The organism is Streptomyces sp. NBC_00009 (assembly GCF_045040855.1).
Lineage (GTDB): Bacteria > Actinomycetota > Actinomycetes > Streptomycetales > Streptomycetaceae > Streptomyces > Streptomyces aureus.
In genome coordinates this window covers 8,673,398-8,697,484 of record NZ_CP108312.1, presented here as the reverse complement: position 1 = coordinate 8,697,484, position 24,087 = coordinate 8,673,398, and the positions used below count along the sequence as shown (strand labels likewise).

Annotated in this window: 14 protein-coding genes and 9 pseudogenes; 15 read left to right on the top strand and 8 right to left on the bottom strand. The window is 67.9% G+C overall.

The window, feature by feature from the left end:
• Positions 1-59 precede the first annotated feature (59 nt).
• Positions 60-1,293: pseudogene (locus OHA58_RS39625) on the bottom strand (ricin-type beta-trefoil lectin domain protein); the annotation flags it as partial.
• Positions 1,294-1,557: 264 nt separating this feature from the next.
• On the opposite strand from OHA58_RS39625, the pseudogene OHA58_RS39620 reads away from it, so the two are divergent.
• Together OHA58_RS39620 and OHA58_RS39615 are read left to right on the top strand one after the other, a co-directional pair.
• Positions 1,558-2,411, top strand: a pseudogene (locus OHA58_RS39620) (IS5 family transposase).
• Entirely contained in the window at positions 2,408-2,806 is a 399-nt protein-coding gene (locus OHA58_RS39615) for a hypothetical protein (RefSeq protein WP_405475389.1), read from the top strand. Before OHA58_RS39620 ends, OHA58_RS39615 begins: the two are co-directional and overlap by 4 nt.
• On the opposite strand, the gene OHA58_RS39610 is transcribed toward OHA58_RS39615, so the two are convergent.
• Positions 2,803-3,387, bottom strand: a complete 585-nt coding sequence (locus OHA58_RS39610) for a GNAT family N-acetyltransferase (protein ID WP_405475392.1) — start codon at positions 3,385-3,387, stop codon at positions 2,803-2,805. The two genes, OHA58_RS39615 and OHA58_RS39610, sit on opposite strands and share 4 nt — an antisense overlap.
• 391 nt (positions 3,388-3,778) lie before the next feature.
• Between OHA58_RS39610 and OHA58_RS39605 the strand changes: the two are divergent.
• A pseudogene (locus OHA58_RS39605) lies at positions 3,779-3,937 on the top strand (endonuclease); the annotation flags it as partial.
• Between the two features lie 127 nt (positions 3,938-4,064).
• On the opposite strand, the gene OHA58_RS39600 reads toward OHA58_RS39605, so the two are convergent.
• The gene (locus OHA58_RS39600; protein WP_405475395.1) at positions 4,065-5,495 is read right to left on the bottom strand and encodes an endo-1,4-beta-xylanase; all 1,431 of its coding nucleotides are present in this window, start codon (positions 5,493-5,495) and stop codon (positions 4,065-4,067) included.
• Between the two features lie 683 nt (positions 5,496-6,178).
• On the opposite strand from OHA58_RS39600, the gene OHA58_RS39595 reads away from it, so the two are divergent.
• A complete protein-coding gene (locus OHA58_RS39595) occupies positions 6,179-7,645 on the top strand; it encodes a non-reducing end alpha-L-arabinofuranosidase family hydrolase (RefSeq protein ID WP_405475397.1) in 1,467 nt (488 codons plus the stop codon).
• A 184-nt stretch (positions 7,646-7,829) separates the two neighbouring features.
• On the opposite strand, the pseudogene OHA58_RS39590 reads toward OHA58_RS39595, so the two are convergent.
• Positions 7,830-8,000: pseudogene (locus OHA58_RS39590) on the bottom strand (OsmC family peroxiredoxin); the annotation flags it as partial.
• A 48-nt stretch (positions 8,001-8,048) separates the two neighbouring features.
• On the opposite strand from OHA58_RS39590, the gene OHA58_RS39585 reads away from it, so the two are divergent.
• Entirely contained in the window at positions 8,049-8,327 is a 279-nt protein-coding gene (locus tag OHA58_RS39585; protein WP_405475400.1) for an SMI1/KNR4 family protein, read from the top strand.
• A 256-nt stretch (positions 8,328-8,583) separates the two neighbouring features.
• On the opposite strand, the gene OHA58_RS39580 is transcribed toward OHA58_RS39585, so the two are convergent.
• On the bottom strand, positions 8,584-12,225 hold the full coding sequence (locus OHA58_RS39580) for a LamG-like jellyroll fold domain-containing protein (RefSeq protein WP_405475402.1): 3,642 nt from the start codon (positions 12,223-12,225) through the stop codon (positions 8,584-8,586).
• Between the two features lie 313 nt (positions 12,226-12,538).
• On the opposite strand from OHA58_RS39580, the gene OHA58_RS39575 reads away from it, so the two are divergent.
• From OHA58_RS39575 to OHA58_RS39555, 5 genes are all read left to right on the top strand, one after another.
• A complete protein-coding gene (locus tag OHA58_RS39575) occupies positions 12,539-13,552 on the top strand; it encodes a LacI family DNA-binding transcriptional regulator (protein ID WP_405475404.1) in 1,014 nt (337 codons plus the stop codon).
• A 77-nt stretch (positions 13,553-13,629) separates the two neighbouring features.
• On the top strand, positions 13,630-14,877 hold the full coding sequence (locus OHA58_RS39570; protein WP_405475407.1) for an extracellular solute-binding protein: 1,248 nt from the start codon (positions 13,630-13,632) through the stop codon (positions 14,875-14,877).
• 10 nt (positions 14,878-14,887) lie between these two features.
• Positions 14,888-15,871 (top strand): carbohydrate ABC transporter permease, encoded by a 984-nt coding sequence (locus OHA58_RS39565; protein WP_405475410.1) that lies wholly within the window; start codon positions 14,888-14,890, stop codon positions 15,869-15,871.
• 68 nt (positions 15,872-15,939) lie between these two features.
• Entirely contained in the window at positions 15,940-16,701 is a 762-nt protein-coding gene (locus OHA58_RS39560; protein WP_405484667.1) for a carbohydrate ABC transporter permease, read from the top strand.
• 64 nt (positions 16,702-16,765) lie between these two features.
• Positions 16,766-18,499, top strand: a complete 1,734-nt coding sequence (locus OHA58_RS39555) for an amylo-alpha-1,6-glucosidase (RefSeq protein ID WP_405475412.1) — start codon at positions 16,766-16,768, stop codon at positions 18,497-18,499.
• On the opposite strand, the pseudogene OHA58_RS39550 reads toward OHA58_RS39555, so the two are convergent.
• A pseudogene (locus tag OHA58_RS39550) lies at positions 18,500-19,115 on the bottom strand (sensor histidine kinase); the annotation flags it as partial.
• Here OHA58_RS39550 and OHA58_RS39545 point away from each other — a divergent pair.
• Positions 19,104-19,615 (top strand): annotated as a pseudogene (locus OHA58_RS39545) (ABC transporter substrate-binding protein); the annotation flags it as partial. The pseudogenes OHA58_RS39550 and OHA58_RS39545 sit on opposite strands and share 12 nt — an antisense overlap.
• Positions 19,616-19,846: 231 nt before the next feature.
• On the opposite strand, the gene OHA58_RS39540 reads toward OHA58_RS39545, so the two are convergent.
• Positions 19,847-20,875 (bottom strand): LacI family DNA-binding transcriptional regulator, encoded by a 1,029-nt coding sequence (locus OHA58_RS39540; protein WP_405475414.1) that lies wholly within the window; start codon positions 20,873-20,875, stop codon positions 19,847-19,849.
• A 130-nt stretch (positions 20,876-21,005) separates the two neighbouring features.
• On the opposite strand from OHA58_RS39540, the pseudogene OHA58_RS39535 reads away from it, so the two are divergent.
• The 4 genes and pseudogenes from OHA58_RS39535 to OHA58_RS39520 form a co-directional block, all read left to right on the top strand.
• A pseudogene (locus OHA58_RS39535) lies at positions 21,006-21,407 on the top strand (extracellular solute-binding protein); the annotation flags it as partial.
• Positions 21,389-21,950 (top strand): annotated as a pseudogene (locus OHA58_RS39530) (fibronectin type III-like domain-contianing protein); the annotation flags it as partial. The pseudogenes OHA58_RS39535 and OHA58_RS39530, both read left to right, overlap by 19 nt.
• Before the next feature lie 274 nt (positions 21,951-22,224).
• Positions 22,225-22,914: a glycoside hydrolase family 11 protein gene (locus OHA58_RS39525; RefSeq protein ID WP_405475417.1), complete on the top strand. Its 690-nt coding sequence runs from the start codon at positions 22,225-22,227 to the stop codon at positions 22,912-22,914.
• A gap of 202 nt (positions 22,915-23,116) precedes the next feature.
• Positions 23,117-23,848, top strand: coding sequence for an SsgA family sporulation/cell division regulator (locus tag OHA58_RS39520; RefSeq protein WP_405485399.1), 732 nt, complete (start codon positions 23,117-23,119; stop codon positions 23,846-23,848).
• A 60-nt stretch (positions 23,849-23,908) separates the two neighbouring features.
• On the opposite strand, the pseudogene OHA58_RS39515 reads toward OHA58_RS39520, so the two are convergent.
• Positions 23,909-24,087 (bottom strand): annotated as a pseudogene (locus tag OHA58_RS39515) (FAD-dependent oxidoreductase); the annotation flags it as partial.

The window sequence follows — 24,087 nt, the reverse complement described above, 5'->3', positions numbered from 1 at the left end:
GGGAGGGCCGTGGCGTGGCGCCTGGCTCCGCAGCTCCTGTCAGCTCTTGTCAGCTCTTGTCAGCTACGCAGACTCCACTGCTGGTTCGCTCCGCCCGAGCAGCTCCACAGTTGGATCTTCGTTCCGTTGGCGGTGTTCGCGCCGACGGCATCAAGGCACAGCCCCGACTGCACTCCTGTGATCGTGCCGTTGGCGTTGATGTTCCACTGCTGGTTGGTCTGCCCGTTGCAGTCCCAGATCACCGCCGCGGTACCGTTGGCGGCCCCCCTCCCGGAGGCGTCCAGGCACTTGTTGCCGTAGACCATGAGTTGCTTGCTGTCGGTGTAGGCCCACCGCTGGTTGGTGCCACCGTTGCAGTCCCACAATTGTGCCTGGGTGCCGTTGGTCGTGGTGGAGTTGTCGATGTCGACGCAGCGGCCGGACTGCCGGCCCACGATCTGTCGGCCGGTGGGCGGGGGCTGGGTCGACGAGTCGAACTGGGTGAAGAACTTCCACACCTCTCCCGACGTCCAGGTGCGCCAGCCGCCGCCCCCGTCGAGGGGCCGGGGTCGTGCCCGCCGTCGAACGCGGCCCATACGACGGGGTGCCCGGACGTGCACCCCGAGTAGGCGGTGACGATGTGTGTCCGGCTGCCGGACGACGGCTCGGGTGGGTTATGCGCGGTGCAGCCGTTGTTCCGTACGAACGTGTCGCGCAGCGCCCGTCCCGAAGAGATGGGCAGGACGTTGTCACTGATGCCGTGGAGCCCCATGTACGCGATGGGTTGAGTGCCGCCGCTGCAGCCGCTGAGGTTCGCGCCGGAGTAGACCGCGACCGCGCGGAAGACCGTCGCACGGGAGCAGGCCAGGGCGTACGTCATCGCCCCGCCGTAGCTGAAGCCCCCGGCGTACAGCTGCGCCGTGTCGACGCACAGGCCCGTCTCGATCTGCCGGACCAGGTCGTCGACGAAGGTCACGTCCTGACCGCCGGAATTGGCCCAGCCGTTGTTGATGCCCTGGGGCGCCACGAAGATCGTGCCGTTGTTCGCGCTGTCCGCCAGCCGCCTCAGGCCGTAGTAGGACCAGTTGTACCCGTCGGTTCCGCCCGAGTCGACGTCGTTGGCGGTGCCGCCCACCCAGTGGAATCCGAAGACCAGCCGGTAGGGGCGGTTGTTGTCGTAGTTCGCCCGGACCCAGAGGATGTAGCTGCGGTTCTGGCCGCTGCTCGAGATCATATGCGTACCCGCTGGTCAGCGTCGGGGCCGCATCCGGGAGTCGCCGCGGCGGCACCGGCACTTGTGGACGGCGACGGCGTGCTTGCGTCGGCGTGCCGCCCCTCCCCCGAGGCCGCCTGCGAGCCGACCCACCAACTGGCACCTGAAGTTCGACTACGTCTTCCTGCGCGGCATCGCCCCGCTCACACAGCGGGTGCATCCAAGCCCATACTCGGACCATCACCTGACGCAAGCCGATCTAAGTGGGCGTTAAGCCCCATCTTCGTCGGTTAGTGATCGCTCGATCGTGGTACTGGCCGCCATGCGGGCCATCCTTTGGTCATGTCCATGTTGAGATGCGGGGCATGGAGAGGGAGCCGTACCTCAGCGACTTATCGGATGCCCAGTGGGCGTTGATCGAGCCGATGATCACTGCCTGGAAGCAGCACCGGGTGGCGCGGTCGGCGACCGGGGACCCTGGAGCCTGTGACCTGCGGGAGGTCGTAAACGCGATCTTCTATCAGAACCGGACGGGCTGTCAGTGGCGCTATCTTCCCCATGACTTCCCGGCCTGGTCGGCGGTGTTCTACTACTTCGGCTGTGGCGCGAGGACGGGCTTGACCAGCGGATCCAGGAACTCCTGCGCTGCCAGGTGCGGGAGACAGCCCGGCGATTAGAGGACCCGTCCCTCGTGGTCATCGACACCCAGTCGGTCCGCGCGGCAGCCGGTGTCCCGAAGACCACGACGGGACTGGACGCCAACAAGAAGGTGTCGGGGCGCAAGCGGGGGCTGGCCGTGGATGTGATGGGGCTGATTATCGGCGTCGTCGTGCTGGCCGCGTCCGCCCACGACAACGCCGCCGGCACCGCTCTGCTCGACCAGGCCGCCGAACGATGCGGACACCGCCTGGAGAAGGACCTGGTGGACCAGGGCTTCAAGGACGAAGTCGTCATCCACGGCGCGATGCTCGACATCACCGTCGACATCGTCCGCCGCAACCCCGCCGACCAGGGCAAAGGCTTCGTCCCGCAGCCGAAGCGGTGGGTGGTGGAGCAGACGAACGGCACTCTGCTCCTGCACCGGCGCCTCGCCCGTGAGTACGACCACCGACCAGACACCTCCGCCTCGCGCGTCTACTGGGCCTCCATCGCGAACATGACACGCCGCCTCACCACCCCGAGTCCGGCCTGGCGCGACACCCTCGGACTGGCCGCATGAACGTCAACGAACTCCTGGCAGACCTCCAGGCCCAGCACGACGAGGCCACTGCCCGGGCCGGTGAACTACACGACCAGATAGAGCACTTGACCTCCGCCCTGGCCAAAACTGAAGGACGGCTTGCCGATCTGGCCACTACCCGAAAGGTCATCGCAGAAGTCGCACTGGCAGGAACCGAATCCGAACCGCCTGAGTTGACCACCGCCTACCAGGTCATCGTGAACGCCTTCAACACCCACCCCGACCAGGCGTTCCGGGTCCGTGAGCTGCACGAGCTCCTCGGCATGCCCACCGACGACCCGGCCATGAACGTCACCCGCAGCCGCCTCGGACGCCTCACCCGTCAAGGCTTCCTCACTCAACCCGGACGCGGTCTCTACCAGAAGCGGGCTTAGCGCCGCTTTGCGTGGGCTGAAATCGGCACGGCCGACGGCCGCCACTCTCGCCTGATCAATCCGAACACCCACGAGTCGGATACTTCGCCGTTCACGACGCAGTCTTCCCGCAACGTCCCTTCACGCATGAATCCGATCTTCTCCAGGACCCGGGCAGATGCCACGTTGCGCGTGTCGGTCTCGGCCTGGATTCGATTCAGGTCCAGTGTGTCGAATGCCCACTGCAGCAGGGCGTGTGCCGCCTCCGTCGCGTAGCCATGGCCCCACATCGCCTCGGTGAGGCAGTAGCCCAACGACGCGCTGCGGTAGTCCGGGTTCCATTCGGCCAGAACGCACCAGCCGATGAAGGCCCCGTCAGAAGCACGGTCGATGGCCACCCGCGCCCCGGTGCCTTCGTCCGCCATCGTCCGGCACATCGCGATGAAACGCTCGGCGCGGGCCCGGTCGGTCCACGGCGGGGAGTCCCAGTAGCGCATCACGTAGGTGCTGCTGTGCAGCGCGAACAGGGGGTCCGCGTCGGCGTCGGTGAAGGGTCGCAGTCGCAGGCGAGCGGTGTGCAGTATGGGGGTGGCCAAAGTCATGCGCACCATCTTGTGTCCTCATGGGGCGGGCAGAACACCGAATATCCGATCACGGTCCGGCCCTCACGACCAAGGCACCGCCTACCAGCAGATCGTGCATGCCTTCAACGAGCACCCCCGACCAGACATTCAGGGTCTGCGAACGGCACGACTACTCGGCCTGCCCACCGACGGCCCAGACATGAACGTCACCCGCAGCCGCCTCGGACGCCAAGGCTTCCTCACCCAACCGCACAAGGCCACTACTAGAAACGAACTTAACGACCTCTAAGAACCAACCCCGTTACCAGGGCCTCCCTATAGAGCAAAGACAACACTCAGGAGCCACCCCCCGGCTGACCGGCTCCCGCTGTTACAGCTGTAGAGGGCGGCGTTCGCCATCGGGTCTTGCCACTGCTACCGTCCGCTCGTCCCGGACGGCGACCGCATCGACTGGATCCTCGCCACGGCCGGCGTGACCGTGCACTCCGCCACCATCAACACGTACGAGCCGCGCGGCCAGTACCCCAGCGATCACCTGCCGGTGCAAGCGAGCCTGACACTCGGGTGAAACGCGTGGCGGCCGGCGTTGACCGCGGTGAGCAGGCCGATCCCGAGGGTCGCCACCACCATGGCGGCGACCCGGGACCATCAGCGATGTCTTCGTGGAGGGGCGGGAGCCGCACCGTAGGTCTTCATCAGGTACGGGTCCAGCGCTGGTTGCTGCCGTTCGAGCAGGTGTAGAGCTGGATCAGGGTGCCGTTGGCAGTACCGGCCGAGACGGCGTCGAGGCAGAGGCCGGACTGGACGCCGACGATGGATCCGTCGGAGTTGAGGCGCCATTTCTGGTTGTCGGCGCCCCAGCAGCTGTAGATCTGGACTTTGGTGCCGTTGCCGGTGCCGCCGGCGTCCAGGCACTTGTTGCCGTAGACCCTGAGCTCACCGGCGGCGGAGTACGTCCACTGCTGGTTGGTGCCGTTGTTGCAGTCCCACAGTTGGAGCTGGGTGCCGTCGGTGGTGCTGCTGCTGGGCACATCCAGGCAGCGGCCCGACCCGACGCCCTTGATCTGTCCGGAATCCGAAGGGGGCGTGGTGGAGCCGCCGTTGAGTGCGTTGAGGACGGCGGTGTACGCGGGCTTCTTGCTGCCGTCGCCGTTGAACAGCAGCGGCGTGTCCTGCGAGCGCCAGGAGTCGGTGTCGCGTACACCCCAGACGGTGATGCCGAGGCAGCGCGAGACGGCCAGGCAGTCGTTGGTCACGTTGGCGTAGGTCGTGGACGAGGCGCCCTGGATGTCGAGTTCGGTGATGGCCACGTCGACGCCAAGGGCGGCGAAGTTCTGCAGGGTGGTGCGGAAGTTGCTGTTGTAGGGGCTGCCGCTGTTGAAGTGCGACTGGAAGCCGACGCAGTCGATCGGCACGCCACGCTGCTTGAAGTCCTTGACCATGGCGTACATGGCCTGGGTCTTGGCCCAGGTCCAGTTCTCGACGTTGTAGTCGTTGTAGCAGAGCTTGGCGGCCGGGTCGGCGGCGCGCGCGGTGCGGAAGGCGACCTCGATCCAGTCGTTGCCGGTGCGCTGCAGGTTGGAGTCGCGCCGGGCGCCCGAACTGCCGTCGGCGAAGGCCTCGTTCACGACGTCCCACTGGGCGATCTTGCCCTTGTAGTGGCCCATCACGCCGTTGATGTGGTCGATCATCGCCTGGCGCAGGGTGCTGCCGCTGAGGCTCTGCATCCAGCCGGGCTGCTGGGAGTGCCAGGCCAGGGTGTGACCGCGGACCTGCTTGCCGTTCTGCACCGCCCAGTTGTAGACGCGGTCACCGGCGGTGAAGTTGAACTGGCCCCGCTGCGGTTCGGTGGCGTCGATCTTCATCTCGTTCTCGGGCGTCACCATGTTGAACTCACGGCCCGCTATCGACGTGTACGCCGAGTCGCCCAGCCTGCCCGAGGCGATGGCGGTGCCGAAGTAGCGGCCGCTCTGCGCCGCCGCCGCACCGAGCGCGCTCTCGGCGGCGTGTGCTCTCGGCGGGGCGACCAGGGCGCCGACCGCAACCAAGACGCCGACGACCAGCGCCAACAGGAGCCCGCGGGTCTTCCGGCGGATATCGGGTTTGGAAAGGGCGTACGAGCCCATGACTGTGCCTCCAAGGTAGAAATCACGGAAGGACTGAAGTGCAGGGGTCGACCGGCACGAAAGGACTCCATCGCGGCTCAGCCGGGGAACCACCACGCGGCGTCGCGTACCTCTCCAACTGCGCGAAGAGCCAGGATGCGTGGGTGCGAACCTCACCGGAACGAAACGGGGTGGCGCAGGTGCTGTGGTGCGCGGATCTGCTGCGCGGCTGTGCGTGGACGTGGATCTGCCGTGCAGAACAGAGCGTCCAGGGTCAACATGGTTCGAAATCCCGGACTATGGCCGGTGTCTCAGACAGGGATGATTGAGGTATTGACGATGGCTCGTCAATACTCCCCGCAGAAGAAGTTTCCGTTCCTCGCCCGAAACTTTCCGAAATCCCAGCGAGTCAGCGGCGAACTCCTGACGCCACGACCGGTGGACGCCGTAAGGCCGGTTCGCGGTGTTGTGCACGGTATTTCCAGTCGGCACGACAGCCTGTCGAGCCCAACGGGGAGGCGCCGTTTGTAGACAGATCGGCGACAGGCCTTGACCGGACGGCCTCTCATTCCTAGCTTGTGGCGTCAATGAATCCGGGAACTTTCCGAAAGTTTTCGGGATCGCCCCTGTCCCCCTACCCCCGGCGTGGCCGCTCCGCGGTTCATCGGGGCCATCTCGCCCTCGCCCCTCAAGGAGTCCCTCTGATGTGGTTCCGCCATCCATCCCCGGTCCGCCTGAGACGTTTACTCGCCGTCCTGGCGCCCTTCCTGCTCGTGGCCACCTTCCTCGGTGCCCATCCCGCCAGCGCGGCGACCGTAGACACCAACGCCTCGTATGTGCTGGTCAACCGCAACAGCGGCAAGGCTCTGGATGTCTACAACTTGGCGACCGACGACGGCGCCCGCATCACCCAGTGGACCAGGAACGATCAGAACCAGCAGCAGTGGCAGTTCGTCGATTCCGGGGACGGCTACTACCGCATCAAGTCCCGCCACTCGGGCAAGGTGCTGGACGTCCACAACTGGTCCACCGCGAACAGCGGCGCGATCGTCCAGTGGACCGACCTGAACGCCACGAATCAGCAGTGGCGGCTGGCCGACAGCTCGGACGGCTACGTGAGGCTCATCTCGCGCCACAGCAACAAGGCCCTCGAGGTACAAGGCGCCTCCACCGCCGACAGCGCGAACATCGTCCAATACGACGACTGGGGCGGCACCAACCAGCAGTGGAAGCTCGTCAAGGTCGGCGGGGACACTCCCGGCGCCTGCGATCTTCCGTCGACGTACCGCTGGACCTCCACGGGCGCACTGGCGCAGCCCAAGCCAGGTTGGGCCTCGCTCAAGGACTTCACCGTCGTCCCGTACAACGGCAAGCAGCTCGTCTACGCGACGACGCACGACACGGGGACGAGTTGGGGTTCGATGAACTTCGGCCTGTTCACCAACTGGTCGGACATGGCCTCGGCCAGCCAGAACACGATGTCTTCCGCCACCGTCGCGCCCACGCTCTTCTACTTCGCGCCGAAGAACATCTGGGTGCTCACCTACCAGTGGGGCGGGACCGCCTTCTCCTACCGGACGTCGAGCGACCCCACCAACCCGAACGGCTGGTCATCACCGCAGGTGCTCTTCTCCGGAAGCATCACCGGCTCCGGAACAGGACCCATCGACCAGACGCTCATCGGTGACGGGACGAACATGTACCTGTTCTTCGCCGGTGACAACGGCAAGATCTACCGGGCCAGCATGCCGATCGGGAACTTCCCGAGCAGCTTCGGCGCGAACTCGACAGTGGTCATGAGCGATACGACGAACAACCTGTTCGAAGCCCCGCAGGTCTACAAGCTCCAGGGCCAGAACCGCTACCTCATGATGGTCGAGGCGATCGGCTCCCAGGGCCGCTACTTCCGCTCGTTCACCGCCACCAGCCTCAACGGCTCGTGGACACCCCAGGCCGCGACCGAGAGCAACCCCTTCGCCGGCAAGGCCAACAGCGGCGCCACCTGGACCAACGACATCAGCCACGGCGAACTGCTCCGCACCAGCGCCGATCAGACCATGACCGTCGATCCCTGCAATCTGCAATTGCTCTACCAGGGACGCAGCCCCAACTCCGGCGGCGACTACGGCCTCCTGCCCTACCGTCCGGGTCTGCTGACACTGCAGCGCTGACGGCGTGACACGGGTCCGGCCCCGGTTGGGAGCCGGCGGGGCGGGCTCGGCGAAAGGCCGAGCCCGCCCCGGTCGCGCGACAACGCCGGGCACATGTGCACTGCTACTGCGCCCGCGACGCGGCGGAGTGCCTGCTACGCGTCCGGGTCGCGCGCGATCCAGCCCGGTGAATCGAGCCGGATCGCACCGTCCCCCACCAGGGCGTGCCCGCCTCGACGGTCCGGCTGACCGTGCACAGCCGGTCGTGCGAGGTCTTCACCGCCCGCGGCAGGATGGCGCGGGCCCGATCGCCCGAAGGACCGTCCGGGAACGTGACGGAGAAGGTGACCCCGAGGTCCGACATCCGATTGCCGCTCCGCCGTCGTACGCGGTCCTCAAGCCCGGCGCCTCCGACGACGAGATCGTGGCTCTGGAAGAAACCTTCGGCGTGAGCGTTCCGGAGGAGTTGAAGGCGCTGTGGCGGCTGTCCGCCGGTGAGAGCGGCGTAGACGGTTCGGATCTCATGCTGGGCGGCTGGGCCCTGATGCCGCTCGACGCCGTGATCGAGGTCTACCAGATGCAGATGCGGTTCCAGGAGGAGAACCGCGCGGACGACACCGAGGACACGCTGGTGCTGTGGAAACCATCTTGGATACCGTTCTGCTCCTTCACCCCGACGACACCGTCCACGGCCTCTACCTGAACGGTGAGACCGGGGAAGTGTGCCAGTGGACGGATCTGCGCCTGGTTCGACGAATGGGAACAGCCCTCCCCCACCGGTCCCTGGTGGCCGCAGTGGATCACGCTGGGCGAGCTGGCCGAACGCCGCCCTCTGCAGGCCGGACCGTCCCGGCCGTCCTGGTACTACGGCACCCCCGGCATCGCCCACGCACGCGAAGCCGGGCGGGCGACCAGGTCGACCCGCCCGGCTTCGCTTCCCCTGCCGCGGCGCGCCTACCTCACGACACCTCGCGTGCGTAGGGCGCAACCGCGATCCGGTCGATCAGCGGGGCGTAGCGGGAGCGGAGCAGGGTGTCAGGGAAGGTATCCGAGGCATAGGTGGTGCCGTCGAAGTCGGGGAGTTCCTCGGAGCGGAAGGTGAGGGTGTTCTCGCCCTTCTTGAGGTGGACGGGGACGGTCAGTTCCCAGAAGTTGTTCTGGTGGAAGGTGTGGGGGAAGCCGACGCGCCGGGCCGCGCCGCCGTTGACGGAGAGGTCGGCGTGGCGGGCGAGAGGGTCCGGGTTGTAGTGGGTGGCCTCGGACTGTTCGGGGTTGGAGTAGCGGATGCGCAGCGCGTACAGGCCCGCGCGGTCGACGGGGACGGTGAAGGTCGCGGTGTTGCCATTGCCGGGGTCGCCGCCGATGCCGGTGATCGCCGTGCCGTCGGTGGCGAGCGAGAGCGGCGTCAGTGTGGCCGAGCCGGCGAGCGCCGCGTCCTGAGCCTCGTACGTACGGGGCGTGAGCGTGCCCTGGGTGGGTGTGACGGTGAGGCGATCGAGGAGGGTCGGGGCCGAAGTCCCCGTCAGCGTCACCTTGTTGAGGCCGCCGGAGAGGGACACAGCCACGCTCTGGTGCCTCTTGGACAGGCTCAGGACGTCGTGCCCGTTGACGGCGAGTCGGGCGCCGGTGCCGACGAGTGTGTCGACCTTGAGGGTTGCCTCGCGGTCGGCCGGTGAGGAGACCCAGAACGTGGCCGTCTGGTTCTTGGCGATGCGGGCCGCTCCCGATCCGGTGTCGTAGACGGGGCGAGCCCCGCCGCCCAGCCAGGCCAGTTCGCCCTCGTGGACCTGAGTGGTGGCCGACGGCGTGGGCAGCGCGAGGGTGAGGCGGTCGACGATCGCGTCGCCCTTGGTGGCGCGCTTGCCGTCGAGGCTCTTCGCGGCGAGCGTCAGGGTGTGCTTGCCCTTGGTGAGCTTCACCTTGGTGTCGGCGTGGTCCCAGACCACCCATTTGTAGCCGAGCGGCAGGTTCAGTTCCTGCTCGCTCGCCGCTTCGCCGTCCACGCTCAGGAACACGTTCGTGGGGCCCTGTTCCTTCACCTTGTCGTAGGTGTTGAGGGAGTTGGCGAAGACGCTCAGGTCGTAACGGCCGTCCTCGGGGACGTCCACCGTGAAGTCGAGGGTGACGTCGGAGCCGGTGCGCAGGCCGCCGACGTCGTAGCCGCCGGAGGTGTAGAACTTCGAGACGTCGGAGGTCGATCCCTCGGGGCCGTTCTTCGTGTACCCGGACCCGGTGTGGGCGGCGTCCTCCGCTTCGAACGACGCCTGCCAACTCACCGGCGGGGACTGAGGGTTGGTGACCCTTCCGGTGGACGGGCCGAGGATGATCTCGTACGCCGACGACTCCTTCAGCCTCGGCAGCGCACCGTCGCCGAAGTCCACGGTCGCCTTGCCGTCGTCGGAGACCTTCAGGTCCGTTTCCGTGAGCAGCTTCGGGCCTGTGTTGTCGCCGATCTGTCCGCTCCAGTCGATCTCACGGACCCAGGCGTGCACCTGCTCTCCGAAGAGCTTCTTCGGGATGTTGTCAAACGTGATGTGGCCCTGGCCCGTGGAGCCGCCGAAGAGGAGACGGGCCTGTCGCTTGTCGCGGTCGAGGGTGGCGACGCCCTGCATCGTGTAGTTCTGGCCGGGGAAGGGTGGCGTCACCTGCACCGTGTGCCCGGTCATGGAGGCGTACGCATTCAGCAGCCACCACTGGCCGTTGCCGCGGTTGGACTGCACGGCGGAGTCGGAGAGGTTGCCGTCGATGTTCCAGTACGCGATGTCGGCGTCGACCTTGGACTCCTCGATCGCGGAGACCCACTGGATCATCTGGCCGGGCACCGAGGTGTGGTAGTTGAAAGCGTATTCGTTGATGTTGACGGGGAGTTGGGTGCCTTCCCTGTCCGTCCCCTTGAACAGGTCCTTCTCCCACGTGCGGTATGTGGCGACGCTCTGTCGCACCGCTTCCGGGTGGCTGAGCTCGTGCCAGGTGATCACGTCGGGGAGCGTGCCGGCGGCCAGGGCGTGGGTGAGGAAGCCCTTCACCTGGGAGTACAGGACGCTGGTGTTGGGGCCCGCGATCCGGGCGTCCGGCATCCTGCCCTTGATGAGCTTGTACGCGTCGTCCCAGGCGGCGAAGTACGCGTCCGGGTCGCTGAGCCAGCTGACCTTGTCGTAGCTCCACTCGCCGGTGCCGAACATGTTGCCCTCGGGCTCGTTGAACGGCACGAAGACGATGTTGTCCTGGTACTGCTTCGGCAGTTGGAGGACCTGGTCGACCTGCTTGGCGATCTTCTCCTTGTAGAGCTTCAGCTTCTCCTCGGGGGTGTCGCCCGGCCACTGGTACGGGAAGCCGCGGTGGATGTCGGTCATGTAGATGTACACGTCGCCGTCGGTCGAGTCGGCCAGCGGCTTGACCACGTCGAGGGCGTCGGCGCCCGGGTGTTGCGGGCCGTCCTGCGCCTTGGTGGAGACGGTGCGCAGGCCCATGCCCTCGATGAGGTTGTTCGAGGGGACGTCGGGTCCGTAGACGCCGTAGAGGGTGCCGGAGGCACCGCCGTGGAACGCGCCCGTGTTGGAGCCGAGGTCGACGGTGAGTGCGCCCTCGCGGACCACGGTGACCGTTGCCTTCACCGCGCGTCCGGCCGCGGTGCCGGCGACCGTGAAGGTGCCTGGTCGCGCGTACTTGTCGGAGGGCACGGCGTCCCAGGTGACGGGTGCGTCGCGGTCGTAGCCGTCGGAGTAGGTCGAGCGGACGGCCGCCGGCAGCGACGGGGCCGTACCCGTCGTCGTACGCACGTCGAAGGTCGTCTTCGACAACTCCGTGAGGGTCGGCAGCTGTCCGCCGACGGTGTCCGCCACCTGCTCGGGACTGAGCGCCGCATGCCACACGGTGAAGTCGTCGATCGCGCCCTTGAAGAGGGGGTCCGCGTAGAAGGACTTGCCGAGGTAACCGGCCGTCGTGGCCGAACTCCCCAGCAGATCCTTTGCGTTGACGGTGGACTTGGCGGAGGAGACCGGCACGCCGTCGAGGTACGTGGTGACCCGCTGGGCCGCGGTGTCGAGGGTGACGGTGATCGTCCGCCACGCGTCGGCGGGGAGCGGGGCGTACCCGGACACCTGCGCCTCCGCGCCGCCTCCGCCGGTGGTCACCGAGGTGCGGAGCAGCCCGTCGCCGTTGTACGGGGTCGTGAACAGGTACTTCGACGTGTCGGTGCCCAGGTCGAAGACGCGCTGCCAGGGAGCCTTGTCGCCGCTCCACTTCACGCGCGCCGAGACCGTCAAGTCAGCGCTGTCGGCGAGGACTTCGCGGGGCAGACGGACGTATGCGCCGTCGGACGTGGACGCGCCGCCGGGCAGGGCGAGGGCCTTGCCGCCGTCGGCGCCGGTGACGGACTGGGCGGTGGAGCCGTTGACCAGGGTCGCCGTGCGGCCGTTGCCGGACGCGTCGGTGATCTTTCCGGAGGCGAGGTCGTCCTGGTCGAAGGTGTAGTGGACGGCCGGCCCGGGCGGGTCGGCGGCCTGCGCGGGGGCGGCCGGGGCGGCCAGCAGGCCCGCGCCGAGGGCCAAGGTGACGGCGGCCGGGGCCCGGCGCCGGGATGGTCTGTCAGCGGATGACATGGATGAGTCCTCGTCTTCGACCGGTGCGGGTGACGTGGGGGAACTGCCCTGGTGCGGGGACTTGTCGCGGCGCACAAGCCAGTACACGGGCCTGTACGGGCGCCGGAAGGATCAATTCATCGAACCGGTTCGGCAAGCTAGCACCGGGCGAAGACGCATTCAATCCCTCGCGCAGAACGAACTTTCCGCCATTTCAGGCGAGTTGGTAAGTCATGCAGGAGGTCTTGACAGGCGTACGGTCCCTTCCTACGTTCACTCCACGCGAACCGGTTCGACGAGTGGCCGGTGTCCGCTCGTCCCGTGAGGAGTTGCCGTGAACATCGGTGAGATAGCCCGGCTGGCCGGTGTCTCGCGCAGCACCGTGTCGTACGCGCTGAGCGGCAAGCGCCCGGTGTCGGAGGAGACGCGCCGCAAGATCCAGCGTGTCGTCGACGAGCTCGGCTACCGGCCGAGCGCCAGTGCGCGGGCTCTCGCCAACGGGCGTACCAGCACGATCGGTCTCGTCTTCCCGCCCGCCGGGAACCACTACACCGGCATGCAGCTGGACTTCATCGGCAGCGTGGTGGAGGCCGCCGCGGCCTGCGACTACGACGTGCTGCTGTCCCCGAGCGGCGCGGACAGCGACCGTTCCTTCCAGCGGCTGCTCGGGGAGCGGCGGGTCGACGGCGCGATCCTGATGGAGATCCGGCTCGAGGACGACCGGGTGGACCACCTGGCCTCGGTGGGTTTCCCGGCGGTCGCCATCGGCCGGACCGCGCACAACGACGACGGCTGGTGGGTGGGCCTGGATCACACGGCGCTCGCGGAGGCGTGCGTGCACCACCTCGCGGACCTCGGCCACCGCCGCATCGCCTTCGTCAACAGGCCCGAGCAGCTGCTGCGTTCGGGATACGAGTCGGCGTACCACGGCCTGGAGGGCTTCACCAAGGCCGCCGCGGAGCGCGGGCTCACGGTCCGCGCGTACTGCTGCGGGGACGACGCCGCGTCGGGGCAGAGCTGCGTCGAGCGCATCCTGCACGACGACCCGGCGACCACGGCCCTGGTCACACTGAACGAGGCGGCGCTGGGCGGCCTGTACCGCGGGCTCGCCCGGGCGGGCCGCCACGTGCCCCGCGACTTCTCCGTCACCGGCGTCGTCGCCAGCCGCTGGGCGGAGACCGTGACACCGCAGCTCACCGCCGCCGACGTACCGGCCCCCGAGATGGGCCGGCTCGCCGTCGATCTGTTGATGGAGCGGCTCGACCAGCCCGACGCACCGGCCCGGCACCATCTGCTCACGCCGCCGATCTCGCTGCGGGCCAGCACCGGGCCCGCCACCTCCGACTGACCTACCCGTCCCCTCCGCCCGGCCCCGTTTCGCCGTGCTCACGGCACCCGCATGCCCAAAACCAAAGGACCCCTGCCATGAACAGCTCCTCCGGACAACGCCGCCTGGTCGTCGCGGCCCTGACCGCCCTGGCCGTTACGGCCGGCGCGACCGCCTGTTCCTCCGGTTCGGGCAGCGCCGGTTCCAAGGACGCCGACAGCGGCACGTACACCGTCTGGGATCCCTATCCGCAGTTCGCCAAGAGCTCGGCCTGGGTGAAGCTCCTCGACCAGTGCGGCGCCAAGGCCGGTGTGAAGGTCAAGCGGACCGGGTTCGACACCAGCGACCTGGCCAACAAGACGCTGCTGGCCGCGCAGCAGGGCAACGCGCCGGACGTCCTCGTCGTCGACAACCCGGTGGTCTCCACCCTCGCCGACGGGGGCGTCCTCACCTCGACCGCCGACACCAAGCTGGACACCTCGATGGTCGACGCCAACCTGCTTGCCGCCGGGCAGTCGGGCGGCAAGACGTACGGCACACCGATCGGCGCCAACACCCTTGCCCTCTACTACAACAAGAAGGTCCTTCAGCAGGCCGGAGTGGACATCGCCTCGGTCAAGGACTGGCCGTCACTGACGGCCGCCCTCGCGAAGGTAAAGAAGGCGGGCAAGAAGGGCATCACATTCTCGGCGATCGGCACGGAGGAGGGCAGCTTCCAGTTCCTGCCGTGGTTCTGGGGCGCGGGCGCGAAGCTGACCCAACTCGACTCCTCCCAGGCCGAGTCGGCGCTCTCCTTGTGGAAGGACTGGCTGAAGGACGGCTACGCCCCGAACTCCGTACTGAACAACACGCAGACCACCAGCTGGCAGGAGTTCGCGAGCGGCGACTACGCCTTCAGCGAGAACGGCACCTGGCAGCTCGCGAACGCCAAGAAGGCCGGTCTCGACTACGGCGTGCTGCCCATCCCCGGCGCCACGGGCGGCGCCGCCGCGGCCCCGACCGGCGGCGAGTTCGTGACGATCCCCGTCCAGCAGGACACCGGCCGCTACGCCACCTCGAAGAAGCTGGCGGCCTGCCTGACCAGCACCACCAACATCTACGCCACCGACACCACCCTGTCCTACGTGGCGCCGACGAGCGAGGTCCAGGACAAACAGGTCGCTGACAACCCCGAGTTGAAGCCGTGGGTCGCCGCGGTCAAGGCGGCCAAGGGCCGCACCAGTGACGACCTGGGCACCAAGTACCCCAAGATCTCCGAGCAGTTGTGGAAGGCCGTGCAGTCCGCTCTCAGCGGGTCCAAGTCGCCGAAGGACGCGCTGAGTTCGGCGCAGGGCGCGGTCAAGTGACATGACGCCGATGAAGCAGACCACACATCCGCCGGACCTCCCCCGGCCCACGCCCGTTCCCGCCGAGCCGGCCCCCACTCCCCCGCCCCGAGCCGAGAAGCGACGACGGCCCGCCTCCACCCAGTGGGCCGCCTGGGCGTTCCTCGCCCCGGTGACCGTCTACCTCGTCCTCTTCTACGCGTATCCGCTCTACCGCAACCTCGACCTGAGCCTGCGCAACTACACCGTCCGCTCCTTCGTCCAGGGCGACGCACCGTTCACGGGCCTGAAGAACTACCGCACCGTCCTCGACGACCCGGCCTTCGCCCCGGCCCTGCTCCACACCGCCGTCTTCACCTTCGTGTGCCTGGCCTTCCAGTACGCGATCGGGCTGGCCCTCGCGGTCTTCTTCAACCAGCACTTCCGGCTCGCCGCGACCCTGCGGGCCCTGTTCCTCGTACCGTGGCTGCTGCCGCTGATCGTGTCGGCGTCGACGTGGTCGTGGATGCTCAACAGCGACTCGGGGATCGTGAACGCCGCCCTGCACGCCGTCGGTGTCGACCCGGTCAACTGGCTCACGTCGCCGTCCTGGTCGCTGACTTCGGTGATCATCGCGAACATCTGGATCGGTGTCCCGTTCAACCTGGTCGTGCTCTACAGCGGCCTGCAGTCCATCCCTTCCGGCCTGTACGAGGCCGCCGCGCTCGACGGGGCGAACGCCTGGCAGCGGTTCTGGCGCATCACCTTCCCGCTTCTTCGCCCGGTGTCCGCGATCACGCTACTGCTGGGCCTGATCTACACGCTCAAGGTCCTCGACATCATCTGGATCATGACCAAGGGCGGCCCGGCGGACGCGTCCACCACCTTCGCCACCTGGTCCTACCAACTCGGCTTCGGCAACATGCTGCCCGCCTTCGGGCCGGGAGCCGCCGTCGGCAACCTGCTCGTGGTCGCGGCCCTGGTCTTCGGCCTGGTCTACATCCGGGTCCAGCGGCGACAGGAGGCGTTGTCGTGAGCCGAACTCATGTGCGTACAAAGGCCACTTGGTTCAAGACCACGATCGGCGTCGTCCTGACCGCCGTCATGCTCTTCCCCGTCTACTGGATGCTGAACGTGTCCCTCACCCGGGACACGGACATGCGCAAGAGCCCGCCCGACCTGCTCCCGCTGCACGGCACCCTGACCGGCTACCGCACCGTCCTGGACGAGCAACTGCCGTACCTGGGAACGAGTTTGGTCATCGGCCTGGGGACCGTCGCCCTGACCGTGGCGCTGGCCGCGCCCGCCGGGTACGCGCTGGCCAAGCTGCGCCCGCGCGGCGGCCGCGTCCTGAGCTTCGTGCTGCTGGCCGCCCAGATGATCCCCGGCATCATCATGGCGATGGGCTTCTACGCCATCTACCTCCAGCTCGGGCTGCTCAGGACCGTGCCGGGGCTGATCGTCGCCGACTCCACCCTGGCCATCCCGTTCGCGGTGCTCATCTTCACCGCGTTCATGTCCGGCATCCCCGGCGAACTCCTCCAGGCCGCGCGGACCGACGGCGCGGGGCCGCTGCGCACGTTCTGGTCGATCGTCATGCCGATGAGCCGCAACGCCGTGGTCACCGTGTCGCTCTTCGCGTTCCTGTGGTCCTGGTCCGACTTCGTGTTCGCCAGCACCCTTGCGAACGGCGGCGCCCACGAGCCGATCACACTCGGCATCTACCACTACATCGGCAACAACAACCAGCAGTGGAACGGCATCATGGCCACCGCCGTCCTGGCCTCGCTGCCCGCGGCCGTCATCCTCGTCCTCGCCCAGCGCTACGTCGCCGCCGGTGTCACCGCCGGCGCGGTCAAGGACTGATCTCCCCTTCGCCATGGCCCCTCGTCGCCGTGGTCACCCCTGCCCGAGAAACGAGTGACACCACATGACCGCCGCCCGTCCCGGCCCGGCCTTCTCCGTCCACGACATCCCGTTCAGCACGTACGGGTCCTGGTTCGACCTCTCCCCCGTGGTGGCGGAGAAGACCCACGCCGACGACCTCCACCTCGTCTCGCACCAGAACGGCATGCACGCCGTCCTGCGCCTGATGCCTCTCGACCCCGCGACGGGCGACCGGGCGGAGACCCGCGTGGAGGCGACCCCGGGCCTGCTGAGCTGGCTCGGCGCCGCAGGACGCGTCGACCTCGCCTACCAGTCGCCGGACACCGTGCGGCTGCGCGGCGAGGGGCTGGGCCTGCAACTCGACGCGGCAGCAGAGACGTTGACCCCGTTCAGTGGCACCTACTTCTTCCACGACGCCGCCGTCGACGCGCACGTCTTCACGTCGTACGAGACCGGGCGCCGCTACCGCGTCACCGTGCTGTCCGGCACGGCCTCCGCCTTCGGCAGCCAGAGCCTGGGCGCCGCCGAGCGCGGACTGACCATCGACCCCGAGGGGGACGCGCCCTGGGAGATCGCGGTCGAGGAGATCGACACGGCCCGCCCTCGGTACGTGGCGTCGGCCGCCTTCGCCAAGATCGTCGAGGCGGCGCAGAACGCCTTCACCGACTTCGCCGACACGGTGGCTCCCTGGCGCTCGGCCGCCACGCCCGCGGCCGAACTCGCCGCCTACGTCCTGTGGTCCGCGACCGTACGCCCCGCCTCTCTGGTCACCCGGCCCGCCGTGCTGATGTCCAAGCACTGGATGGACAAGGTCTGGAGCTGGGACCACTGCTTCAACGCCCTTGCCCTGGCGCCCGGTTGCCCCGAACTGGCCTGGGACCAGTACCACCTGCCCTTCGACCACCAGGACGAGACGGGGGCGCTGCCCGACTCGGTCACGCACTCCGAAGTCCTGCGCAACTTCGTCAAGCCGCCCATTCACGGGTGGACGCTCGGGCACCTTCGACGCCGCCTGACCATGCCGCTCGGGCAGGACGAACTGGCCGCTACGTACGATCGGTTGGAGCGCTGGACGAACTTCTGGCTCACTGCCCGCCGCGCACCCGGCGCCGCACTCCCCCACTACCAGCACGGCAACGACAGCGGCTGGGACAACGCCACCGCCTTCGACCCGGAACGCGTCGTCGTCACCGCCGACCTGGCCGCTTTCCTCGCCCTGCAGATGCGTGAACTGGCCTCCCTCGCCCAGGACTTGGGCCGTCCGGACGGCGCCGAGCGCTGGGCGAGCGCCGCCGAGGAGATCCAGACGGCGATGCTCGACCAGCTGTGGCGCGAAGACCGCTTCGTCACCCAGGGCGTCGACAGCGGCGAGACCTGGTCCAGCGCCGGCCTCCTCGACCTGATGCCCATCGTGGTCGGCGAACACCTCCCGGCCCGGATCAGCAACGTACTGGCCGCCCGCATCGAGGCCCATCTCACCCCGCACGGCCTGGCCACCGAACGCCCCTCCTCGCCGCACTACCTGTCCGACGGCTACTGGCGCGGGCCCATCTGGGCCCCCGCCACGGTCCTCGTCGAGGACGGGCTGCGCCGCGCCGGGCACCTCCGGCTCGCGGACGACATCAGCGCCCGCTTCCGCACCCTGTGCGAGACCCACGGCTTCGCGGAGAACTTTGACGCCCTCACCGGGACCGGGCTGCGCGACCGCGCGTACACCTGGACCGCCGCCGCCTATCTCCTGCTCGCCGCAGCACACGTACACAGGGAATCCCACTGATCAGTCGGGCCGGGACGGAGCCCGCAGTGCGACCTTGTATCCGCCCTCCGGTGTGGGCGCGGCGGTGAAGGTGCCGTGGAGCAGCTCGGCGCGCTCGCGCAGGCCGATCAGGCCCTGGCGGGAGCTGGGCGGGGCTACGGCCGGGCGGGTGGGCGCCGTGTTGGTGACGGTGACGGTGAAGTGGTGGGCGTCGTGCCACAGGTGTACCTGGGCGCGGGCTCCGGGGGCGTGCTTGCGTACGTTGGTGAGGGCTTCCTGGATCGTGCGGTAGACGATGCGTTGGGCGGTCGTGCCGATGTCGGTCGGGAGCTCTTCGGTCAGGGTCTCCTTCGATGCCGCTGTTGGCGATCAGCTGCTGGAGATCGGCGAGGGTGGGCTGGGGGGTGAGCTCGGTTTCCTTGCCGCCGGAGGCGCGCAGCAGCGTGACCATGTGGCGGAGTTCGTCGAGGGTGTTCACGCTCAGGGAGCGGATCGTGCGGGCCGCGTCGCGGGCATCGGGTTCCTTGGCGGCGACCTGGAGTGCTCCGGCCTGCACGGCGATGAGGCTGACCTGGTGGGAGACGACGTCGTGCATCTCCCAGGCCAATTGGGCGCGTTCGTCGCCAAGTACGGCCTGAAGGCGCCCGCCACGTGGGACGACTTCATAGCCGCCGGCGAGAAGCTGAAGAAGCACGGCGTCTACGTCACCAACTACGCCGACGAGGACCCGAGCACGCTCGAGGTGCTCGCCATGCAGGCGGGCGCCCCACTGGTACGCCATCGACGGCGACTCCTGGAAGGTCGATTGGAGATGCGGCGAAGACGCCGGCCGGGACGAACCAGAGCGGCGGCGTCACGCTGGTGACGAAGGAGTGCGCGCACCAGGAGCAGGCGGCCGAGGTGGCCCTGTGGATGTCCACGGACACCGGCGCGGTCGAGACGATGGCGAGCCCGGAAACGGGCAACGGAGTGATGCCCGCCCTCGCCGACAGCAACGCGTACGTAGGCAAGTCGATCTCCGAGAAGCTGCTCGGCAAGAACTACGAGCCCGCCAAGAAGGTCGTGACGGACAGCCTCGGCACCGTGACCACGGACTGGGTCTTCGGTCCGAACTGGACAGCGATGTACACCGAGCTGGCAGCGGCCTCGAAGAGTTCGCGGGGCACCGCCTGGAGCGCGGAGTAGAGGATCACCATCGCGCGGCGCGTCCTGGAGACCGGCCAACGAGATCAGGACAAGCACCGGGCGCTTCGGGACCACCCTCGCTCCACCGTGGCGTGGACGGCACCGCTGCCGTGCGTCAGGCGCGGCGAGCCCAAAACGATGTCGCCAAGGTCAACCGTGAGCGGTGCCGCACGGCGGCGCCCCTCAAGAAGCAGGTGCCGCCGTGCTCTTGCGGACGACGAGGCTCGTCGCCAGTTCGAGACGCGTGGTCACCGGTTCCTGGTCACGCAACCGCATGATCATCTGCACCGCTTCCTCGGCCATCTCCCGCAATGGCTGGTGCACCGTCGTCAGGGCCGGGCTCGACCAGCGAGCCACCGGCACGTCGTCGTAGCCGACCACCGACAGGTCCTGCGGCACCCGGAGACCGCGGACTCGGGCCGCCTCCAGGACGCCGAGTGCCTGCAGGTCGCTGCCCGCGAAGATCGCGGTGGGCGGCTCGGGCAGATCGAGGAGTTCGAGGGCGCGCTCGAAGCCGCCCTCGACATGGAAGTCGCCGTAGCGGACGAGGGCGGGGTCGGCTTCGATGCCCGCCATGCCGAGCGCGGAGCGGTAGCCGTCGAGGCGGGCGTGGGAGCAGAGCATGTCGTCTGGCCCCGTGATGATCCCGATGCGGCGATGGCCGAGTTCCACCAGGTGCCGGGTGGCGACCCGCCCCCCGGTCCAGTTCGCCGAGCCGACCGAGGGTACGTCCGGGTCGGGGTCGCCGGCCGGGTCGACGATGACGAACGGGATGGAGCGCGACTGCAGCCGCTGCTTGACCTCGGCGGGCAGCGCAGAGAAGACGAGCACCACGCCGCGCGGCCTGCGCTGCATGACGCCTTCGATCCAGTCGGGGGCGGGTGCGTGGCGGGTGCCGCTCTCGGTCAGCACGACGCTTGCCCGGTGCGCCTTGGCGACGTTCTCCACGCCACGGATCAGCTCCATCGCCCAGATGCTGTCCAGCTCGTGGAAGACCAACTCGATGAGGGGCGCCTCGCGGGCGGCCCGCGTCGTGCGCCGGTAGGAGTGCGTCTCCAGAAGGCGCTCCACCTTGACCCGGGTCGGGGCGGCCACATCCTGCCGCCCGTTGAGCACCTTCGAAACTGTCGAAATGGAGACGCCTGCCTTTTGGGCCACCTCGGCGAGGGTGATGCGGCCCAAGTCCTCGTCATCACGCATGCCTTGGAGCATAAGGCACGGTCAGACCCCTCGGCGTCGTAACGCTTTGATAACTCGACGAATCGGGCTTGACCGCCCACCGGGCGCGACCTAGCTAGACTCGTGAACTTTCGACAATAATACCGAAACAGTTTCGAGAGCGATGACTCTACGCGCACGGTTGCCGAGATCGGTCGCAGCGGGCGGTGCTGCCCTGGCCCTGTGCTGTCCCTGTCCGGGTGCGGTTTGGCGGCTCGTCCGCGGCAGGCTGCAACGACGGGAAGATCCACGTCCTGGTCTACGGGGACGCGGCGAACAAGGTCGAGAAGCAGCTGATCGCCACCTTCAACAAGCAGTCGAAGTTGAAGGCGGTCCTGGACACCATCCCCGGCGCGGACTACCAGGCGAAGCTGCAGACGATGACCAAAACAGCAAGCAGGCGCCCGACGCGTTCTTCAACTGGGGCGGTGGCAGCATCAAGCCGTTCGTCGACGCGGACCTGCTGATACCGCTGGACCACTTCATCGCCGACGATCCCGCCCTGAATATCTCGCGCCTCGCCTCGGCCAGGCCACCGAGGTCTCGAACCTGGACCCGGCCCCGGCATTCGGCCCCGGCATTCGGCTTCGGCTTCGGCTTCGGCTTCGGCTTCGGCTTCGGCTTCGGCCACGGTCTGACCTACACCACGTTCGACTGGAGCGACCTGCGGAACGGAAACGAACTCAGCGCCACCGACGGCGAGTTCGAGCTCGAGTGCACCGTCCGCAACACCGGCACACTGCCCGGGGCCGAGGTCGTACAGCTGTATCTGCACGACCCGGTCGCGTCCGTGGTGCAGCCGGTGCAGCGGCTCATCGGCTACGTACGCCTGCCGGAACTGGCGCCGGACGAAGCCGTACGGGTCCGGGTGCGCGTGCCCGCCGACCTCGCTTCGTTCACCGGGCGCGAGGGGCTGCGCCTCGTCGAACCCGGCGAACTGGAGTTGCGGCTCAGCGCGTCGAGCACCGAGCCGCGCCTGACGGCACGGTTCGCTCTCACCGGGCCCGTCCGGGAGGTCGATCACCGGCGCCGCCTGCACGCGCACTTCGCGTTCACTGTCGAACCATAGATCCGACAGATCGAAACTTTTCAGCCGCCCCGGTTCACCTGGAAGCCCCAACTCCCTTACAGCTAACAACTGATGGCGCGAGAACCTGGGTCAGGCAGATACTTCCAAAGGTCGCGGCGCTTTTCCACTCACCCAAGACAGCAAAATCTTTCGCGTCAAGTTCCGAAACTATTGACTCGACCGAACCTCAACGCCAGCATGTGCCGCACCGATCCCGGCAACAGATGGCCCTGTGCTCTCTTGTGCTCGGCCATCACCTTCACGAGGAGGATGCGTGCACGAGGACGACACCCGCACCCGGATCAGCCGCAGAGGCGTCATCGGCGGCGTCGGCGCACTGACGCTCGGCGCCGCGTCCGGCCTGCTGCTCCCCGCTTCGGCACATGCGGACACGACCATCACGACGAACCAGACCGGAACCAACAACGGGTTCTACTACTCGTTCTGGACCGACGGCGGCGGCTCCGTCTCCATGACCCTGGCCTCAGGCGGCAACTACCGCACGTCCTGGACGAATTGCGGCAACTTCGTCTGTGGAAAGGGCTGGAGCAACGGCAGCCGCAGGACCGTCCAGTACTCGGGGAGCTTCAGCCCGTCCGGCAACGGCTACCTGGCCCTCTACGGCTGGACGTCGAACCCGCTCGTCGAGTACTACATCGTCGACAACTGGGGCACCTACCGGCCCACCGGCACCTACAAGGGAGCGGTGACCAGCGACGGCGGCACCTACGACATCTACCAGACGACGCGGTACAACGCGCCGTCCGTCGAGGGCACCAAGACCTTCAACCAGTACTGGAGCGTGCGGCAGTCGAAGCGCACCGGCGGTGCCATCACCACCGGAAACCACTTTGACGCGTGGGCACGCGCCGGCATGCCTCTGGGCAGCTTCAGTTACTACATGATGCTGGCGACCGAGGGGTACCAGAGCAGCGGCAGTTCCAACATCACCGTGAACAGCTGATCCGGCCGCCTCGCGTCGGTTGCGCACCGCTCCGGTGCGCAACCGACGCGAGCAGTCGGCCCTGAGAGGCCTAGAACTGCGTGAAGAACTTCCAGACCTCCTGCGGCACCCAGGTCCTGGGTCCGCTGTCGCCCGGGTTCGATCTCTGAGACGTACGTGCGACGGCGCAAGTCGTCGGCGTGCGGCTGCAACGGAGAAGGTGATGGCCAGGGTGAGTCCGGACAATGACAGTCAACTCGACGGCATCGCACGGGGGTTCGTCACCCTGTCCGGCGGCAAACGCGAACGGTGCGACATCATGCTCAGGTACTCCACCGACGAGCCGCTCGTCGTCGGCCTGATCGTGTCCCGGCCCGGCCACAGCAGCGCCTGCTGGGTCGTCTCGCGGGACCTGCTGTCCGCCGGCCTCACCGGTACAGCGGGCATAGGAGACATCACCGCGGAGCCCGTGGCCGAGCACAGCAAGCCGCTCGCGGTCCTGCTACGAGTCCGCAGTGAGGAGGGCGAGGCCCGCATCCACATCGACCACCAGGCGCTGCTGCTCTACCTGGAGCGCAGCCACGCCATGATGCCGTTCGGCAGCGAGGCACAGCCAGACAGGCCGACGCGGAACTCGACCAACTGCTCAACGGGGACCAGGACCCGCCCGCCGTGCGGTAAACGGACAGGAACGCCACGGATGCCCCGTGCTGCGACGCCGTTGTATGCCCGTTGCCGTGCGAGGAAGACGTTCCTCCCTCACGAGACCGGCCCGCACTGGAAACATCAACGGGAAACCGCAGGTAGGAACAGTCCACCCGCCACGACCAGCTCCCGCAGTCGGGGTGAGAACGGGGAGCAGCCTTTCCGGCCCGGAACTGGTCGAGGCGTGCGTCGGCCTGATCAGTGCTGCGAAGTTTTTGCGGCACCTGCAAGGACACTCTGCCCCGGCTGATCCGCAGCCGCCCAAGGCCGCAGAGCGGGGTCTGTCAGCCTGCATGCCGACCGATAGCCATGCGTTCGAGAGACGTGTTCCGAGGGAGTGTTGGGTCAGGACGATGCCGATCGAGCGGACGGGCTCGGGCGGGAAGGGCAGCGGCTTGCGGCGTACGAGGTCGAGGCGGCGCGTTCGTTGGCGAGCAGGTCGAACATCACCTCGGCGCCGAAGCGCGAAGCGCCGACGCCGAGCCCGGT